Source organism: Leptolyngbya sp. AN10 (assembly GCF_050565645.1).
Taxonomy (GTDB): domain Bacteria; phylum Cyanobacteriota; class Cyanobacteriia; order Leptolyngbyales; family Leptolyngbyaceae; genus Leptolyngbya.
In genome coordinates, this window is sequence record NZ_JBNXVP010000014.1 from 145699 (window position 1) to 162199 (window position 16501).

Here is a 16501-nt window from a genome sequence, read left to right on the forward strand (position 1 = left end):
TCAGGTCAGCCGATTTCCGAAACCTGCGGCAAGATAAGATAATTAACGCAATTGTTGAAATTTCTTGACCAATGGCTACTCCTCTTAGCGGCGCTCAAATTCGGCAAACGTTTCTCGACTTCTTCGCACAGCGTGGACACCAACCGCTTCCGAGTGCGTCGCTCGTGCCTGAAGATCCGACGGTGTTATTAACGATCGCGGGAATGCTCCCGTTTAAGCCGATTTTTCTCGGTCAGCGACAATCAGAATTTCCTCGTGCCACGACTTCGCAGAAATGTATTCGCACGAATGACATCGAGAATGTGGGACGCACAGCGCGACACCATACGTTCTTTGAAATGTTAGGGAATTTCAGCTTTGGAGATTACTTCAAGTCGCAAGCGATCGCATGGGCATGGGAGTTGTCTACGAAAACGTTTGGTTTGCCTCCAGAACGAATTGTGGTGAGCGTGTTCGAGGAAGATGACGAAGCGTTTGCCATCTGGCGCGATGAGGTTGGCATTCCTGCCCATCGAATCCAAAGGATGGGTGCAAAGGATAATTTCTGGAATTCGGGTCCTACTGGTCCATGTGGTCCTTGCTCGGAGTTGTACTATGACTTCCATCCGGAGCTAGGAGATGATCATCTTGATCTCGAAGACGACACTCGATTTATTGAGTATTACAACCTGGTATTCATGCAATACAACCAGGATGTTGACGGGAATCTAACACCGCTGCAAAACAAGAACATTGATACTGGAATGGGCTTAGAGCGGCTGGCACAGATTCTTCAACAAGTGCCGAATAACTATGAGACGGATCTGATTTTCCCGATCGTACAAACTGCCGCGAAGATTGCTGGAATCGATTACGCAACCGCAGATGAATCGACAAAAGTATCTCTCAAAGTGATTGGTGATCACGTTCGTGCAGTCGTTCACATGATTGCAGATGGTATCACCGCATCGAATGAAGGACGCGGCTATGTGTTGCGTCGATTAATTCGTCGAGTAGTACGACACGGGCGATTGATTGGAATCGATCGAGATTTCACACCTGAAGTTGCAGAAACTGCGATCGCGCTTTCTGAGTCGGCTTATCCGAATGTGCGAATGAAAGAAGTCGCGGTAAAATCGGAACTTAAGATCGAGGAAGAACGCTTTAGAAAGACGCTCGATCGTGGTGAAAAACTGCTAGAAGACCTCTTGAGCAAAGAAACCAAGCAAATCTCAGGCAAAGATGCGTTTGAGCTATACGATACTTACGGTTTCCCAGTTGAACTGACTGAAGAGGTCGCAGCGGAAAAAGGTTTAACCATTGACATGGAAGGCTTTGAAGCTGAAATGGAAGCTCAACGGCAACGCGGTCGGGATGCACATAAGACCATTGATCTAACCGTTCAAGGAACACTCGACACCTTAGCTGAAACACTCCAGGAAACAGAATTTCTAGGCTATAAACAACGATCGAGCCAATCAGAGATTCAACTGTTGCTCGTCAATGGTGAAACGGTCGATCGAGTCGAATCTGGAACCGAAGTGCAAATCGTTCTAAACCAAACGCCGTTCTATGCAGAATCGGGTGGACAAATTGGCGATCGAGGTTATCTCTCTGGCGATGATTCTGTGATTCGGATCGAAGATGTCAAGAAAGAATCTGCATTCTTCGTTCACTTTGGACGAGTCGAGCGTGGAACTGTTCAAGTCGGCGATCGCATCACGGCTCAAATCGATTTATCCTGTCGTCGTCGCGCTGCTGCAAACCATTCGGCAACTCACTTACTCCAAGCTGCACTCCGCAGGATTGTTGACGATGGCATCTCTCAAGCGGGATCATTAGTAGACTTCGATCGCTTAAGATTCGACTTCAACTATTCCAAGCCGCTAACTGCTGAACAATTGCAGCAAATTGAAGAACAGATCAACACTTGGATTGCAGAAGGACACCAAGCGGAAATTGCAGTTATGCCGATCGCCGATGCAAAGGCGAAAGGCGCGATCGCAATGTTTGGGGAAAAATACGGCGATGAAGTTCGCGTGATCGATTTTCCAGGCGTTTCGATGGAGCTTTGTGGCGGAACTCATGTGAGCAATACCGCAGAAATTGGACTATTCAAGATTGTTTCTGAAGCGGGTGTTGCTGCTGGAGTTCGACGGATTGAAGCGATTTCTGGAGCTTCGGTTTTAGAGTATCTGAATGTTCGAGATACCGTAGTCAAAGAGTTAAGCGATCGCTTCAAAGTCAAACCTGAAGAAATCAGCGATCGTATTACTTCACTGCAAGCTGAACTGAAGAACACTCAGAAGCAGTTGGAAGCAGCTAAGGGACAGTTAGCGATCGCAAAAGCGGATCAACTCTTAGCCGAAGCTGAAACGGTTGGAGACTTCAAAGTTCTCGTCTCTCAGCTTGAAGGCGTTGATCCGGCAGCACTTCAAAAAGCGGCAGAACAATTGCTGCAAAAAGTGGGAGAAGGCGCGATCGTGTTAGGTTCAATTCCTGAAGCTGGGAAGGTGAGCTTTGTCGCGGCATTTAGTCCGGCTGTGGTGAAGAAAGGGCTGCAAGCAGGTAAGGTCGTGGGAGCGATCGCAAAAATCTGCGGTGGTGGCGGTGGCGGTCGTCCGAATCTTGCACAGGCGGGAGGACGCGATACTAGCAAGCTACCGGAAGCATTGGCGGCAGCAAAGCAACAGTTAGAAGCTGGATTAGTCTAGTGGTCAGCCAGATCATGAGGGGTAGGGAGTAGGGGGTAGGGAGTAAGAAAAACAGTAACTCGCCTCCCCACTCCCCACTCCCCACTTTTCTATTCCTCATTCTCAATTTGACTAACCACTAGAGAACCTGCTCCACTAAAATCTATTACAGTAGGGCAAATGTTAGATTGAAACTGTGCTATCTCTCAGGAGAAGATTCTATGTCTTCGATTCAACAGGTCATTCTCGAAAAGCTGCAAAAACTTCCACCTGAGAAACAAGGAGAAGTTCTGAGCTTTATTGAATCGCTGCAACCTGAAGCCAAGCAAGAACGATCTACTCCTAGAGGCATCTGGAAAGAGGGAGCAGAAATCACAGAGGATGATATTGCCCAAATTCGACGAGAAATGTGGGCAAATTTTCCGAGAGAGATCGAATGAGTTCAATTCTTCTCGACACCCACGCGATCGTTTGGTATCTCCGAAACTCTCCGAAACTTTCAGCAGTTGCAGGCGAGAGAATTGACCAAACGATTCGTTCCGGTGATTTTGCTTATCTTGCAGCAATTTCGCTTGTAGAATTGATTTATTTGATTGAAAAGGGAAAAGTTACGGATTCAGAATTTTCAGCATTGATTGACCTAACATCGAGTAGTTCAAGCGGAATTGTGGTAGCGTCCCTAACGACAGAAATCGCGATCGCACTTCGACAAATTTCCAGAGCAACCGTTCCCGAATTGCCCGATCGTATTATTGCTGCAACTGCGTTATCGTTGAGCCTGCCCCTTGTCACTTGCGATCACAAGATACAAGCTTTAACCAATATTGAAACAGTCTGGTGATGAAAATGAAGTGGCTTTTGAAAGGGCTGAAAAGCGCATTGGTAATCTATGTAATGGTCTGTTTCGTCCTCTTTCTCATTCAATCGCGCTTTATTTTCTTTCCTACTCGAACCATTTATAAAACACCGATCGATCTCGGTTTGCCTGCTCAAGAAGTCTGGGTTCCAGTAAAAAACTGGCTTGGTCAAACTGAGCGAATTCATGCTTGGTGGCTTCCGGGTCGCGATGCGAAATTAGGCACTGTACTTTACTTTCATGGTAATGGTGGAACGCTTGGCGGCGTTGACCAGATGGAGCGAATTCACGAACTAGGATTTTCCGTGATGGTGATTAGCTATCGGGGATATGGCAAAAGTGAAGGCGGATTTCCCTCAGAATCTCAAGTGTACGAAGATGCTCAAGCGGCTTGGAATTACTTGATTAACGATCGCAAAATTCCCCCGAATCAAATCACGATTTATGGCTATTCGATCGGAGGTGCGATCGCGATCGATTTAGCCTCGAAACAGCCCGATGCGAGAGCGCTGATTGTTCAAAGCTCGTTCACGTCGATGCGAGATATGGCATTGCTCCAGAAGCCGTTTCGATTATTTCCGATCGAGCTAATTTTGACGCAGCGATTTAACTCGATCGACAAAGTGAAAACGCTTAAAATGCCTGTGCTGTACTTCCACGGAGATGCAGATGAGATTGTTCCGCCCAGAATGAGCCAAGCGTTGTACGATGCCACTCCAACTCCGAAACAATTATTATTTATTCGAGGTGCAAATCATAACGACGCAGAATTTACAATTGAACACTTAGAAGCGATTCGGAAGTTTGTGGAAGGCGTTCGATAATTCGGAGTGCGATATGTCAGGGAAAAAAACCGACGATTATAGTAACCAGCTAAGACATGAGTTTGGAGAGTTAATCGACTCACTGGATCTCAAAGAGCAACGCAGCAGAGAATATCTTCGGATGCGCTGGCTCGATCAAGTGATGTGGATGGAAAAACGAGCCGGAGAAATGCGCGATCGACATCGACGCTTGAGATTGAGTGTGATTATCTGTAGCGCGATCGTGCCGATTATTGTGGCGATGAACTTTAATCAAGACAAGGAAGTTGATAAAGTTCTCAAAGTGACCGTGATTGCTGTGAGCGCAGTTGTGACGGTGAGTTCTGCGATCGATGAATTTTATCAATTCGGCAATCGCTGGTATAGCTATCGTAAATCAGCAGAACTATTGAAAACTCAAGGTTGGCAGTTTTTTCAACTCAGTGGTGCATATCGCAACTACGAAACACACGAGGAAGCGTTACCGATTTTTAGTGATGAGATTGAAGGTATCATTCAGCGAGATGTCGAAATCTATGTTTCTGAAGGTATGCAACAATTGAGTGCACAAGAGAAAACCCCTGAACTTCCACCAACTGATCCTACTCTATGACTGATTTGCCATCCTTAAACGCTGATACAATTTGGGCGATTTTGAACGATACGATCGACGATACGATCGCGAATCGCCTCGTTTGTCATTATCTGGGGTATGACAATGGAACCGTTGATCCGCAATGGTTAGAAGCTTATCCTGAACCACCGAACTTTATTGAAAGTCGTCCAGCAGTTGTGAAATTAACGCGATCGATTCCTCCAGAAAACAAGCAACTGTTGAAAGAGCAGCTTGGATTTGGTGGCTATAAAGTCGATGAACTTGTTCCACGCAAAACTCGACGTGCAACAATGGCGAACTGGTTGTTAAGCTACATGCAGCAGAATCAAATTCCACTTTAGGAGACGACTGTTATGGGAATCGAACGCCGAATGTCGAGAGCTATGTTTCTGCCCGCTGAAACGGTTCAACTTCGTCAAATGTGCTTTACTCCTGGAAAAGTGTATCAACCGGGTCGCTACATTGCAGGAGAGTTGCCCGATGTTGCGTTTGAAATGGGTTTAGTCGATAAACTGCCTCCGGTGCGCGGTAAGAGTGCTGAAATTCGCGAGCAACCGGATGAAGAATGATCCTTATGCTTGGATAGGACAATCATTAAGTGCGATCGACCGCGCAGGCTGGCATCGATCTGTTAAAACTATCGATCGTCCAGGTGCAGTGATTCAAATTGAAGGTCGCACTTATCTCAATTTTGCTAGTAATGACTATCTAGGACTTGCAACAGACGATCGATTGATTCATGCTGCGATCGAAGCTACTCAAAACTATGGTACAGGTAGCACAGGATCGCGATTGCTCACAGGACATCGACCGCTACATCGAGCATTAGAAACCGCGATCGCACAACTGAAACAAGCTGAAGATGCGATCGTATTTAGCTCTGGATATTTAGCGAACTTAGGCGCGATCGCGGCATTGGTCGGCAAACGCGATCTCATCTTATCGGATCAATACAATCATTCGAGCTTGCGAAATGGTGCAATTGTTAGTGGAGCAACAATTTTAGAGTATCAGCACTGTGATATTGCAGATTTAAAGACCAAGTTAGAACAACAGCGATCGCACTTCCAAAGATGCTTGATTCTAACTGATACTGTGTTCAGCATGGATGGTGATCTTTGTCCTTTGCCTGAGATTTTAGATTTAGCAGATCATTTTGAGTGCATGGTGCTAGTCGATGAAGCTCACGGAACAGGCGTAATGGGCGCGACAGGTGCGGGATGTGTAGAGCATTTTGGTTGTACTGGACGTGCAATTGTTCAGATGGGAACCTTGAGCAAAGCATTAGGAAGCTTAGGAGGTTACGTTGCTGGATCGACTGCATTGATTGATTTTCTGAGAAATCGTGCTCCGAGTTGGATCTATACGACAGGACTTTCTCCGGCAGATACGGCGGCGGCGTTGTGTGCAATTAGAATTGTTCAATCAGAACCGGAACGTCGATCGCAGCTTTGGCAGAATGTAACTTACCTCAAATTAAAACTATTGCTACCTTCAGATTCACCAATTCTCTGCTGGCAGTTGCCCGATGTTCAAACTGCGCTTCAAACTGCACAGTTACTCAGCGATCGAGGTATTTTTGCTCCTGCAATTCGTCCTCCGACTGTTCCAACCAGTCGAATTCGCATGACTGTAATGGCAACACATACGAGAGAACAACTCGATCGACTAATCACAGCACTAAATTAATACTATGAATTCCTCCGATCGCCAATTTGCTCCTGCGACCCAACGCAACCGCGAACCAATTCTAGAAGTCTTACGCGAAGTTTTGCCACCGACTGGAACTATTCTAGAGATTTCTAGCGGCACTGGAGAACATGCAGTGTTTTTTGCGCCGCATCTTGCTCCTCGAAAATGGCAACCTTCTGATCTAAACCCGATCGCGATCGCGAGTATTGCTGCATGGCGTGAGTTTGAACCTGCTGAGAATTTAGCGGCTCCGATTACGATCGATGCTCGTGACTCGGTTTGGAATATTGAAGAGCCAATTAGCGCGATCGTGAACATCAATATGATTCACATTTCGCCCTGGTCAGCCTGTTTGGGCTTGATGGCAGGCGCAAATCGAATACTTCCCTCTGGTGGAATCTTGTATCTATATGGTCCTTACAAGCAAGGTGGAACTCATACCGCACCAAGCAATGAGATGTTTGATGAAAGTTTACAATTACAAAATCCAGAATGGGGTGTAAGAAATCTAGAGGACGTTGTTGCTACGGCTGAACATCAAAAACTGGCACTGTTGAAAGTAGTTGCAATGCCAGCTAACAATTTATCAGTTGTGTTTCAGAAACAGTGATTGATTCAAATCTTGTTCCGTCGAACTCTGACTGATACCGTTCTGCCAAAGCTCATGTTCACTAATATCAATTTCATCATTCCAAACTAGCCCATATCCCCCAAAATCAACCTTAAAATTCCTAAAAAAGTGCGGATTTTGCAAGGGTTTGAACATTGGTTTGTCCAATAATTTAGAAATATCGTAATGCTTAATCTCGTGATTGGAAAATTCAACTAATAGAGTACGATCGTCGATCGCTTGAGCAGACACAATTTTTGGAGGCTTCATCTATCAATCTCCAATTACTTCAAGGGTGGAAGCTTACGAAAGAATCGTGTGACCTCTGTATGAATCTTCCACCATAGAATTTAGAATTGACCGTCGATCGCTGGAACACATCGCTCACACAACAATGGATGTAAGGAGGATTTCCCAACCTGAGTCGAATAGTTCCAACAGCGATCGCATTTCTCACCCTCTGCTTTAACAACACCAATTCCCAAGCTTTCTGTTTGAGTGGTGTACTTAGCTTCGGTTAATCGATCTGATGACTCTAACAGTTCAACTTGCGAAGTAATAAACAGATAGCGCAATTCATCCACTCGATTTCCGCTCAAACTATCAGCAGGATTCAGCAGTTGTAGCACTGATCGTAATTCTGGATCAGTCACAAACAACAATAATTTTGCTTCGAGTGAAGACCCGATCGCTTTATCGGTTCGTGCTTGTTCCAGTACTCTATTGGCTTCTCCACGAATGTCACGCAGCTTTTCCCATTTCTGCGAGAGTTCCGGATTGCGCCATTGATCGTCCAGCTTCACCCAACCCGCTTCAAACACCGATTTGTAAGGTGTTTCGTAAGGTAAGTACTGCCAGATATCTTCTGCCATGTGCGAGAGAACAGGCGCGATCGACTTCGCTAAGTTCTCAAGCGCGATCGCTAATACAGTCTGACAACTCCGACGACGTTCTGCATCTACAGAACTGATGTACAACCGATCTTTTGCAATGTCGAGGTAGAAGTTCGACAAATCGACTGCACAGAAGTTTTGAACAGTTTGGAAAAATCGGAAGAATTGATACGTCTCAAACGAGTCCTGGATCTCGTCAAATACTTCCGTCATGCGGTGCAGCATATATCGATCGAGTTCCGGTAACTGATCGTAAGCAACCGCATCTTTTGCTGGATCAAAGTCGTGTAAGTTCCCTAGCAAGAATCGGGCTGTGTTGCGGATCTTCCGATACACATCTGACATTTGCTTCAGGATGTTTTTACCGATCGGTACATCTGTGGTGTAGTCTACCGATGACACCCACAAGCGCAGAATGTCCGCACCATAAGGCGGTTCTTGCTGTTGGTTCTTACCGCCATTAATCACAATCATTGGATCAACCACATTACCCAACGATTTACTTTGTTTGCGTCCTTGCTCATCCAAAGTAAAACCATGAGTCAGCACTGTTTTATAAGGTGCTTGTCCCTGAGTTGCAACACTCGTGAGTAAGCTCGATTGGAACCAGCCACGATGTTGATCTGAACCTTCGAGATAGATATCGGCGGGATAGCGCAACTCTGAACGCTGTTCGACGACTGCTGCCCAAGAAGAGCCAGAATCAAACCAAACATCCATTGTGTCTGTACCTTTGCGGTACTTCTTGCCGTGGTACTTTTCGGGGAGAAGTTCCTCGATCGACATTTCCCACCAAGCATCTGAGCCTTTTTCCGCCACGATCGCTTGCACGTGTGCGATCGTTTCTTCATTCAATAATGGCTCTCCAGTTTCCTCGTCGTAAAACACTGGAATCGGTACACCCCAGCTTCTTTGACGAGAGATGCACCAATCCGATCGCTCTGCCACCATTGAGGTAATCCGATTCTCTCCTTGTGCTGGAATCCATTGCACTCCAGAAATTGCTTCCAATGCTTGATCTCGGAAGCCTTCCACTGACGCAAACCATTGTTCAGTTGCGCGGAAAATTGTTGGCTTTTTAGTCCGCCAATCGTAAGGATATTTATGTTGATAGGGTTCCTCTTTTAACAGCGATCGAGCTTCTTGCAAGGCTTCAATCACCGCAGGATTACCATCACCCAATACATTCAAACCTTGGAACTGTCCCGCTTCTTCGGTAAAGTTGCCATCATCATCCACCGGAGACAAGATTGGCAATCCATAGCGTTGTCCAACTAGATAGTCATCTTGACCATGACCCGGAGCTGTATGAACTAATCCTGTCCCAGATTCAGTCGTGACATAATCACCACCGATTACGATTTCACTAATACGATCGAACAGTGGATGCCGATAGGTCGTATGCTCCAACAATCGACCCATCATCGTTGCTTTGACTTCGAGAGAAGTACCGAGAACTTCAGATAAGCGATCGACCAAATCTTTCGCCACGATCAGATACTTAAATCGTCCAGGTTCATTCTCCCCAACTTCTACCACCGCGTAAACCAATTCGGGGTTCACACTCACTGCTAAGTTTGCCGGAATCGTCCAAGGTGTCGTCGTCCAGATTGCTACCCCCAACTCACCCAAAAATGGATCAAGTGGCATCTGCAAATCTTTCGACAGATTCAGCACTTCAAACGCAGCATACAAACTTCGAGAAGTATGACCTTCTGGATATTCCAATTCTGCTTCTGCAAGTGCCGTTTTAGAACTCGGACTCCAGTGAACAGGCTTTAATCCGCGATAGATATAGCCTTTGAGAACCATTTGCCCAAACACACCGATCTGAGCCGCTTCGTACTCAGGTTTCAAAGTTAAGTAAGGATGATCCCAGTCACCCCAAACTCCGTAACGTTTGAAGCTGGTTGCTTGTTGAGCCACTGTGCCGATCGCGAAATCTCGTGCTTTCTGCCGTAGCGATAACGGAGTCAATTGTCGCCGCTCTTCGGGCTTGAGAGTTTGTAGGACTTTTAGCTCGATCGGCAATCCATGACAATCCCATCCGGGCACGTAGCGAACCTTTCGCCCTTTGAGCAGTTGATACTTATTGATCGTATCTTTGAGAATTTTGTTCAGTGCGTGACCGATGTGGAGTGCGCCATTTGCGTAAGGCGGACCGTCATGCAGAATGAACTCTTCACCCGGATTCTCTTGCGACAGGTGTTCGTAAATCTGTTGCTCTGCCCAAAATTTTTGCAATTCAGGCTCACGTTTGACGGCATTGGCACGCATATCAAACTTGGTTTGGGGCAGGTTCACGCTGTTTTTGTATGAACCGGGTTCTGTCGCAGTCATAAGAAAAGGGGCTAAAAATCACATATCCGTCTATTTTGTCAGGAATTTCGCCACTGTGGAGAGAAGCGCGAAATTTGTTTCGGATTTCCTGGGCAGTTTAAATATGTCAGAATTGAGGAACGAATCATTAATCTCACCACTGCACAAGCGTTCAAATCCGTTGAGGTTTGCCAAAGTCTCTCGAATATGCTGCGGGATATCCATCTTTTCCGATTTGATCACCTGACTGGAAACATTTACATCCTAGCTTCCGAAAGCATCGAAATCGTGATTAATCAAAATGGAGAGATGAATTTTGTATGACGAAACCAGACTTTAAAGCAATGAGTAAAGATGACTTAAGAGCTTATGTATTGGCTCATCGCGAAGATGATGAAGCAATTCGCGAACTGTTTAGCCGTGGAAATCCAAATGCGGTGAGGTATAAAACGAATTCTTTTGAGGAAACTTACGAAATCATTCGGAAGAAAATCCAAGGCGAAATTTAGTTAGGAAAGGGATCGCAAATCGATCCCTTTTTAATTCTGTTCGTCCTGTTCCTGCATGAAGCGTTCAAGATCAGCGAAGGCTTGTTCGATGTCGAGTGACGGTTCTTCCAACTCTGCTGGTTCAGCTTCAGGAGTACAAAGCGTCTGCTGTAATTTATTCAGCGACTCGGCAAAGTCTTTGGCGGCGCGGGCGCGTAATTCTCGCTGTTGTCGATCCATAAGGTTACTCCTTCACAGTTTGAGACAGATTGCCTCAAGGCGATGTTCTCTTTTTTCTCAGTGACTTCGCTTGAATCAGGATGCCCAGTTCGAGAGAAACGGTTTCACTTGAGGGAATCGGTACGGGAGAAATCGGATTCCTGTATTGTCGAATCGACGCTTTGCAGATGAGAATAAATAGGCATTGAGAACGGGAGGGAACTGTGGCTTACGATTACGATTTGGTTATTGTTGGTGCGGGCGTGGGAGGTCACGGCGCAGCACTTCACGCGGTGGATTGTGGTCTGAAGACTGCAATTATTGAAGCGGCGGATATGGGCGGAACCTGCGTCAATCGGGGCTGCATTCCTTCTAAGGCACTGTTGGCGGCTTCTGGACGAGTCAGAGAATTACAAAACGCGCATCATTTAAAGTCGCTGGGGATTGAGGTGGGCGATGTCGCGTTCGATCGAGCGGCGATCGCGAATCATGCAATGTCGATCGTGACAAAACAGCGCGAAGGCTTGATCGGCAGTCTCAAACGACTCGGAGTCGATGTGATTCACGGAAAAGCACGAGTCGCGGGCAAGCAGAAATTAGTCGTTTCGACTCCAGAAGGCGAGAAGAGCGTTACCGCGAAAGATATTATTCTGGCTCCAGGTTCGATCCCATTCGTGCCGCCGGGAGTTCAGACCGATGGCACGACCGTGTTTACGAGCGATGACGCGATTAAGTTGGAGTCGTTGCCGCCTTGGGTTGCGATCGTGGGTAGCGGTTATATCGGGCTTGAATTCTCGGATGTCTACACTGCGCTGGGTTGCGAAGTCACGATGATCGAAGGACTCGATCAATTGATGCCGGGATTTGATCCGGATATTGCAAAGTTGGCTCAAAGAATTCTGATTACCCCACGCGATATCGAAACGAAAGTTGGTGTGTTTGCGGCGAAAGTGACTCCAGGATCTCCAGTGACGATCGAGCTAATTGATGCCAAGACGAAAGAATTGGTCGAAGTGCTTGAAGTCGATGCTTGTCTCGTGGCTGCGGGTCGAATTCCGTATGCGAAAGAGTTGGGCTTAGAAATGGTCAATGTTGAACTCGATCGTGGTTTCATTCCAGTCAACGACAAGATGCAGGTGTTATCGAAAGGCAAACCTGTATCGAACCTATGGGCGATCGGGGACGCGACTGGGAAAATGATGCTGGCTCATGCGGCTTCGGCTCAAGGAGTCGTGGCGATCGAGAATATTTGTGGACGGAAACGTGAAATTGATTACCGCAGTATTCCTGCTGCCGCATTTACCCATCCTGAAATCAGTTTCGTCGGATTGACCGAGCCACAAGCGAAGGAATTAGCGAAGAAAGAAGGATTTGAAGTTGCGGTTGTACGGACTTACTTCAAAGGAAACGCGAAAGCGATCGCAGAAGGGGAATCGGAAGGAATCGCCAAAATCGTGTATCGCAAAGATACTGGAGAAGTGTTAGGAGCGCATATCATCGGGCTACATGCGGCGGATCTGATTCAAGAAGCGGCGAATGCGATCGCGAAACGGGAATCGGTTCGATCTCTGGCGTTCTTGGTGCATACGCATCCGACACTTTCGGAAATTTTGGATGAAGCGTACAAACGGGCGGCGGTACACGCCTAAATGAGCGCTTCGTTTTAGTTCTTCCAGCCCCCTAAGTCCCCCACTCGTGGGGGACTTAGGGGGCAAAGCCCGATCATTCCGAACTCAAAGAAAATCCCTAACCCTCGCAATAATTAATGGAAATTCGTCGTCGTTCTCCTAATCCCGCTGTCGCTGTCCAAGAATTGCGCTATCAAGCCAAAGTTCCCGACAGCGAACCCCGCAGCATTCTCGAAGAAATCGTCTGGCACAAAGAAACCGAAGTCGATCAACTGCGGGAAAAAACGCCCTTAATCGAACTCCAACGCAAAACCAAAGATTTACCTGCACCCAAAGATTTCCTGGCAGCGTTGAAAAATAGCCAAACTAAGCCTGCTGTAATCGCAGAAGTCAAAAAAGCATCACCGAGTAAAGGCGTGATTCGGGAAGACTTTGACCCAGAAGCGATCGCACAATCTTACCAATCCGGTGGCGCATCCTGTCTCTCTGTTCTCACTGATGCCAAATTCTTCCAAGGTAGCTTTGAGAACTTAGCGAAAATCCGCGCCGTTGTTGATCTCCCGCTGTTGTGTAAAGACTTCATCGTGTATCCGTATCAGATGTACTGGGCACGATTACACGGAGCCGATGCAGTCCTTCTGATTGCTGCGATTCTGTCTGATAAAGACTTGCAGTATTTCCTCAAGATTGTGAAAGCGATGGAAATGACTGCATTAATTGAAGTGCATACCCTGGAAGAACTCGATCGCGTTCTCGCACTCGATGGAGTTACGCTTGTCGGGATTAACAATCGCAATCTCAAAACCTTTGAAGTCAATTTGCAAACCACTGAAGATCTGTTGCGCGATCGAGCTTCGGTGTTAGCAGAAAAGAACATTACGATCGTCAGTGAATCTGGACTCTATACCGCTGCTGATTTAGCGAGAGTTTCGCAGGCGGGAGCGACTGCCGTTTTGATTGGAGAATCGATCGTCAAACAGCCTGATCCTGGACAAGCACTCGCACAATTGCTGGGCAAATGAACCTGAGCATTTCTGCGCTAGACTGTACTGCAATAATTTTTTAGAGTAAACCTTGAGTTTCTAGGGATTCAGCATATACAGTCTAGACAGTGTTCTCTACTATTCCAATCCTTCCTGGTAGGTCTTTCATGGAACCGATCCCCTTGCCATCGCACATTCATTATGAATTGCTCTTACAACTGTTAGAACGTCAGACAATGTTTGCGGTCGATGCGAAACACCGAGACCAGGTTCAACAACTGATCATCGCCCTCCGCAAAGCGCTCTCTCAGCAAAAACGTCTTGAAGGCGAATTAGAACGATTGAATATCTCGATCGAATATCGCTGGTCGCTTAATAGTGCCGAAATGCCCACCGAAGCTGTGACCTTGCCTCCAGAACCGAAACACTGAGGCGCAAATCTGAGACTGCGTGTACGTTGGTAGTCGAGTTTTTGGAGATTCGAGCGGTGTCAGAACCGGAACAACTCAGTTTGAGCTTTGAGGATTCTGCTGCTCCGGACTTGTTGCAACAGGTTCAAGCCCAACAGCGACGAATTCGTGATCTAGAACAAGCCCTCGATCAGTCGATCGCGAGTTTGGAAGAATTGCGATCGCAAGCGGTGAATCAGCATTTCCTCGAACGGCAATTAGCTTCGACTGAGGAAATTGCCAATGTGCAACAGCAAGCGATTCATCAACTCAAACTGCTATTTTCCCAACAAAAAGCGGAACTCGAACTCAAAATCCAACAGGCACAACAGCGAGAACGGGATTATCAAGCGCTTTTAGCGGCGGCAGAAGCACGACAAACTGAATCGGCGGATGTTCAACCGTTTGCGATCGAACAACAGTTTCAAGTGCTTCAAACCGATTTGCAACTAAGACGACAACAGTTACAAGACCTCGAATCCCAAAAACAAGAAGATCAAGCGCGAATCATCGAACTCGAAGCGCAAGTTGAAGCGTTAGAATCTCGAATTGCGCGACACATGACCACTCAGGCGCTCCTTCAGCAAGTCTGTCAGGAATTAGAAGTCGATCGAGAACAAAGTCAAACTCGTATCACGGAGTTAGAGAGTCAAACTGCCGAAATGCAGGAACAGATTCTCAGTCAGGCACAGCAGGCGAGTGAATATGAAACGGCAATTCAGCATTGGAAGACTCGATTTCAGGGATTGCACGAAACCGCGATCGCGCTGAAGCAAGCTTTGACTGATCAAGAATTGCCGCCAGAGGTAAGAGCGTTAGTCGATTCGATCGATACCACTGCGCCACCGGATTTAAAGTCGATGCCTCGATCGAATTCTTTCAAAACCGAGAGCGATATTCCTGAATTTTTGGTACGTCGCCGCACCTATCGCACTCGGAAAAGTTAGGTTTAAGATTTTGTGCCGATGATGGTCTGTCGCTGCGATGAAGTCCGCCCGGCGCTAAACCGACCGGGCTAATGTAGGAAAGGAGGCTGAAGCCCCCTCAGATCGCAATCTTAGCCCACTTCAGTGGGGTTCCTTCGATTAGCCCGGAGGTTTAGCTCCGGGCGGGTTCGCGGATGAACGAACACACCAACGTCTACAAATCCCTAAAGAGCCGCGACAAGAGCATCCCCAATCGCTTGACACCCAACAAGCGTTTTACCCTCAGACATAATGTCCCCAGTCCGATAGCCCTGATCCAGAACTTTCAAAACGGCTTGCTCGATATGTGTTGCAGCTTCCGCTTGATCAAAACTGTATCGAAGCATCATTGCAGCACTAAGAACTTGTGCCAACGGATTCGCTTTATCTTGTCCAGCAATGTCGGGAGCGGAACCATGAACAGGCTCATACACACCCGGATTCGACGCGCCTAAACTCGCAGAAGGCAACATTCCAATACTGCCCGTTAACATTGCCGCCGCATCTGAGAGGATGTCTCCGAATAGATTGCTGGTGACGATTGTATCGAACTGTTTTGGCGCGCGAACCAGTTGCATCGCAGCATTATCCACGTAGAGATGCGTTAGTTCAACATCGGGATATTCACTCGATAACGCAATCATGCGATCGCGCCAGAATTGTGAGACTTCCAGAACATTCGCTTTATCAACTGAGCAAAGACGCTTCGATCGTTTCTGAGCGGTTTCAAAGGCGACTCTACCAATTCGATCGATTTCTGATTCGGTGTAAGCCATTGTATTCACACCGCGTTTTTCGCCTGTTTCAGTCGTAAATACACCGCGTGGCTGACCGAAATAAATTCCGCCTGTTAGTTCCCGCACGACCATGATATCGACCCCTTCTACGACTTCGCGCTTTAGAGTAGAGGCATCAATCAGTTGCGGCAGAATCGTTGCAGGTCGAAGATTTGCGAACAACTGTAAGCCCGATCGTAGTCCTAATAATCCGGTTTCAGGACGCAAATGACGCGGGAGAGAATCCCATTTGTAGCCGCCAATTGCCGCGAGTAAGACCGCATCGCTATTTTTGCAAGTTTCGAGTGTGGCAGCAGGGAGCGGTTCGCCAGTCGCATCGATCGCAGAACCTCCGATCAGCGCTTCTTGAAACTCGAAGTTCAGATCAAACTTTTCACCGATGGTTTTGAGGACGCGAACGGCGATCGACATGATTTCAGGTCCAATGCCGTCACCGGGAAGAAGTGTGATTCGATACTGCTGTGTCATGGCGCGTTTCTCAAGTCTGCGGAGAGTATCATATCGCTAAAAG

At 47.0% G+C, this 16501-nt stretch carries 19 protein-coding genes; 15 read left to right on the forward strand and 4 right to left on the reverse strand.

Annotated elements, in window-relative coordinates:
* The first annotated feature begins 71 nt into the window (after nt 1-71).
* The 9 genes from alaS to ACQ4M5_RS20485 all read left to right on the forward strand — a co-directional run bounded on the left by alaS (nt 72) and on the right by ACQ4M5_RS20485 (nt 7249).
* On the forward strand, nt 72-2693 hold the full coding sequence (alaS, locus tag ACQ4M5_RS20445; protein ID WP_430677523.1) for an alanine--tRNA ligase: 2622 nt from the start codon (nt 72-74) through the stop codon (nt 2691-2693).
* 200 nt (nt 2694-2893) lie between these two features.
* On the forward strand, nt 2894-3112 hold the full coding sequence (locus tag ACQ4M5_RS20450; protein WP_430677524.1) for a DUF2281 domain-containing protein: 219 nt from the start codon (nt 2894-2896) through the stop codon (nt 3110-3112).
* Nucleotides 3109-3513: a type II toxin-antitoxin system VapC family toxin gene (locus ACQ4M5_RS20455; protein ID WP_430677525.1), complete on the forward strand. Its 405-nt coding sequence runs from the start codon at nt 3109-3111 to the stop codon at nt 3511-3513. Before ACQ4M5_RS20450 ends, ACQ4M5_RS20455 begins: the two co-directional genes overlap by 4 nt.
* Nucleotides 3514-3518: 5 nt before the next feature.
* Nucleotides 3519-4352: an alpha/beta hydrolase gene (locus ACQ4M5_RS20460; RefSeq protein ID WP_430677526.1), complete on the forward strand. Its 834-nt coding sequence runs from the start codon at nt 3519-3521 to the stop codon at nt 4350-4352.
* Between the two features lie 13 nt (nt 4353-4365).
* Complete coding sequence (locus ACQ4M5_RS20465) at nt 4366-4944, forward strand: DUF4231 domain-containing protein (protein WP_430677528.1); 579 nt, start codon at nt 4366-4368, stop codon at nt 4942-4944.
* On the forward strand, nt 4941-5288 hold the full coding sequence (locus ACQ4M5_RS20470; protein WP_430677529.1) for a DUF1823 family protein: 348 nt from the start codon (nt 4941-4943) through the stop codon (nt 5286-5288). The genes ACQ4M5_RS20465 and ACQ4M5_RS20470 overlap by 4 nt, the downstream gene beginning before the upstream one ends.
* Nucleotides 5289-5300: 12 nt before the next feature.
* Nucleotides 5301-5516 (forward strand): hypothetical protein, encoded by a 216-nt coding sequence (locus ACQ4M5_RS20475; protein ID WP_430677530.1) that lies wholly within the window; start codon nt 5301-5303, stop codon nt 5514-5516.
* Nucleotides 5506-6636, forward strand: coding sequence for an 8-amino-7-oxononanoate synthase (gene bioF / locus ACQ4M5_RS20480; RefSeq protein ID WP_430677531.1), 1131 nt, complete (start codon nt 5506-5508; stop codon nt 6634-6636). Before ACQ4M5_RS20475 ends, bioF begins: the two co-directional genes overlap by 11 nt.
* A gap of 4 nt (nt 6637-6640) precedes the next feature.
* On the forward strand, nt 6641-7249 hold the full coding sequence (locus ACQ4M5_RS20485) for a DUF938 domain-containing protein (protein WP_430677532.1): 609 nt from the start codon (nt 6641-6643) through the stop codon (nt 7247-7249).
* Here ACQ4M5_RS20485 and ACQ4M5_RS20490 read toward each other — a convergent pair.
* A complete protein-coding gene (locus ACQ4M5_RS20490) occupies nt 7226-7519 on the reverse strand; it encodes a DUF2442 domain-containing protein (RefSeq protein ID WP_430677533.1) in 294 nt (97 codons plus the stop codon). The genes ACQ4M5_RS20485 and ACQ4M5_RS20490 overlap by 24 nt on opposite strands.
* An 80-nt stretch (nt 7520-7599) precedes the next feature.
* Nucleotides 7600-10482, reverse strand: a complete 2883-nt coding sequence (gene ileS / locus ACQ4M5_RS20495) for an isoleucine--tRNA ligase (protein WP_430677534.1) — start codon at nt 10480-10482, stop codon at nt 7600-7602.
* Between the two features lie 126 nt (nt 10483-10608).
* Here ileS and ACQ4M5_RS20500 point away from each other — a divergent pair, with 126 nt between their 5' ends.
* Nucleotides 10609-10785: a DUF6888 family protein gene (locus tag ACQ4M5_RS20500; protein WP_430677567.1), complete on the forward strand. Its 177-nt coding sequence runs from the start codon at nt 10609-10611 to the stop codon at nt 10783-10785.
* On the forward strand, nt 10782-10970 hold the full coding sequence (locus ACQ4M5_RS20505) for a DUF6887 family protein (protein ID WP_430677535.1): 189 nt from the start codon (nt 10782-10784) through the stop codon (nt 10968-10970). Before ACQ4M5_RS20500 ends, ACQ4M5_RS20505 begins: the two co-directional genes overlap by 4 nt.
* A 30-nt stretch (nt 10971-11000) precedes the next feature.
* On the opposite strand, the gene ACQ4M5_RS20510 is transcribed toward ACQ4M5_RS20505, so the two are convergent.
* Nucleotides 11001-11189 (reverse strand): hypothetical protein, encoded by a 189-nt coding sequence (locus tag ACQ4M5_RS20510; RefSeq protein ID WP_430677536.1) that lies wholly within the window; start codon nt 11187-11189, stop codon nt 11001-11003.
* A gap of 203 nt (nt 11190-11392) precedes the next feature.
* On the opposite strand from ACQ4M5_RS20510, the gene lpdA reads away from it, so the two are divergent.
* From lpdA to ACQ4M5_RS20530, 4 genes are all read left to right on the forward strand, one after another.
* A complete protein-coding gene (gene lpdA / locus ACQ4M5_RS20515; RefSeq protein WP_430677537.1) occupies nt 11393-12817 on the forward strand; it encodes a dihydrolipoyl dehydrogenase in 1425 nt (474 codons plus the stop codon).
* Nucleotides 12818-12933: 116 nt separating this feature from the next.
* Nucleotides 12934-13818 carry an indole-3-glycerol phosphate synthase TrpC gene (gene trpC, locus ACQ4M5_RS20520; RefSeq protein WP_430677538.1) on the forward strand — a complete coding sequence of 295 codons (885 nt, stop codon included), beginning with the start codon at nt 12934-12936 and terminating at the stop codon, nt 13816-13818.
* Nucleotides 13819-13946: 128 nt separating this feature from the next.
* A complete protein-coding gene (locus tag ACQ4M5_RS20525) occupies nt 13947-14210 on the forward strand; it encodes a DUF5340 domain-containing protein (protein ID WP_430677539.1) in 264 nt (87 codons plus the stop codon).
* Nucleotides 14211-14266: 56 nt separating this feature from the next.
* Nucleotides 14267-15175 (forward strand): hypothetical protein, encoded by a 909-nt coding sequence (locus ACQ4M5_RS20530; RefSeq protein ID WP_430677540.1) that lies wholly within the window; start codon nt 14267-14269, stop codon nt 15173-15175.
* 203 nt (nt 15176-15378) lie between these two features.
* Here ACQ4M5_RS20530 and leuB read toward each other — a convergent pair whose 3' ends face one another.
* On the reverse strand, nt 15379-16458 hold the full coding sequence (leuB, locus tag ACQ4M5_RS20535) for a 3-isopropylmalate dehydrogenase (protein ID WP_430677541.1): 1080 nt from the start codon (nt 16456-16458) through the stop codon (nt 15379-15381).
* Nucleotides 16459-16501 lie beyond the last annotated feature (43 nt).

Bases quoted from the DNA above. Each gene is read 5' to 3' on its own strand.
- alaS (WP_430677523.1), top strand. From the start codon at position 72: ATGGCTACTCCTCTTAGCGGCGCTCAAATTCGGCAAACGTTTCTCGAC.
- ACQ4M5_RS20450 (WP_430677524.1), top strand. From the start codon at position 2,894: ATGTCTTCGATTCAACAGGTCATTCTCGAAAAGCTGCAAAAACTTCCA.
- ACQ4M5_RS20455 (WP_430677525.1), top strand. From the start codon at position 3,109: ATGAGTTCAATTCTTCTCGACACCCACGCGATCGTTTGGTATCTCCGA.
- ACQ4M5_RS20460 (WP_430677526.1), top strand. From the start codon at position 3,519: ATGAAGTGGCTTTTGAAAGGGCTGAAAAGCGCATTGGTAATCTATGTA.
- ACQ4M5_RS20465 (WP_430677528.1), top strand. From the start codon at position 4,366: ATGTCAGGGAAAAAAACCGACGATTATAGTAACCAGCTAAGACATGAG.
- ACQ4M5_RS20470 (WP_430677529.1), top strand. From the start codon at position 4,941: ATGACTGATTTGCCATCCTTAAACGCTGATACAATTTGGGCGATTTTG.
- ACQ4M5_RS20475 (WP_430677530.1), top strand. From the start codon at position 5,301: ATGGGAATCGAACGCCGAATGTCGAGAGCTATGTTTCTGCCCGCTGAA.
- bioF (WP_430677531.1), top strand. From the start codon at position 5,506: ATGAAGAATGATCCTTATGCTTGGATAGGACAATCATTAAGTGCGATC.
- ACQ4M5_RS20485 (WP_430677532.1), top strand. From the start codon at position 6,641: ATGAATTCCTCCGATCGCCAATTTGCTCCTGCGACCCAACGCAACCGC.
- ACQ4M5_RS20490 (WP_430677533.1), bottom strand. From the start codon at position 7,519: ATGAAGCCTCCAAAAATTGTGTCTGCTCAAGCGATCGACGATCGTACT.
- ileS (WP_430677534.1), bottom strand. From the start codon at position 10,482: ATGACTGCGACAGAACCCGGTTCATACAAAAACAGCGTGAACCTGCCC.
- ACQ4M5_RS20505 (WP_430677535.1), top strand. From the start codon at position 10,782: ATGACGAAACCAGACTTTAAAGCAATGAGTAAAGATGACTTAAGAGCT.
- ACQ4M5_RS20510 (WP_430677536.1), bottom strand. From the start codon at position 11,189: ATGGATCGACAACAGCGAGAATTACGCGCCCGCGCCGCCAAAGACTTT.
- trpC (WP_430677538.1), top strand. From the start codon at position 12,934: ATGGAAATTCGTCGTCGTTCTCCTAATCCCGCTGTCGCTGTCCAAGAA.
- ACQ4M5_RS20525 (WP_430677539.1), top strand. From the start codon at position 13,947: ATGGAACCGATCCCCTTGCCATCGCACATTCATTATGAATTGCTCTTA.
- leuB (WP_430677541.1), bottom strand. From the start codon at position 16,458: ATGACACAGCAGTATCGAATCACACTTCTTCCCGGTGACGGCATTGGA.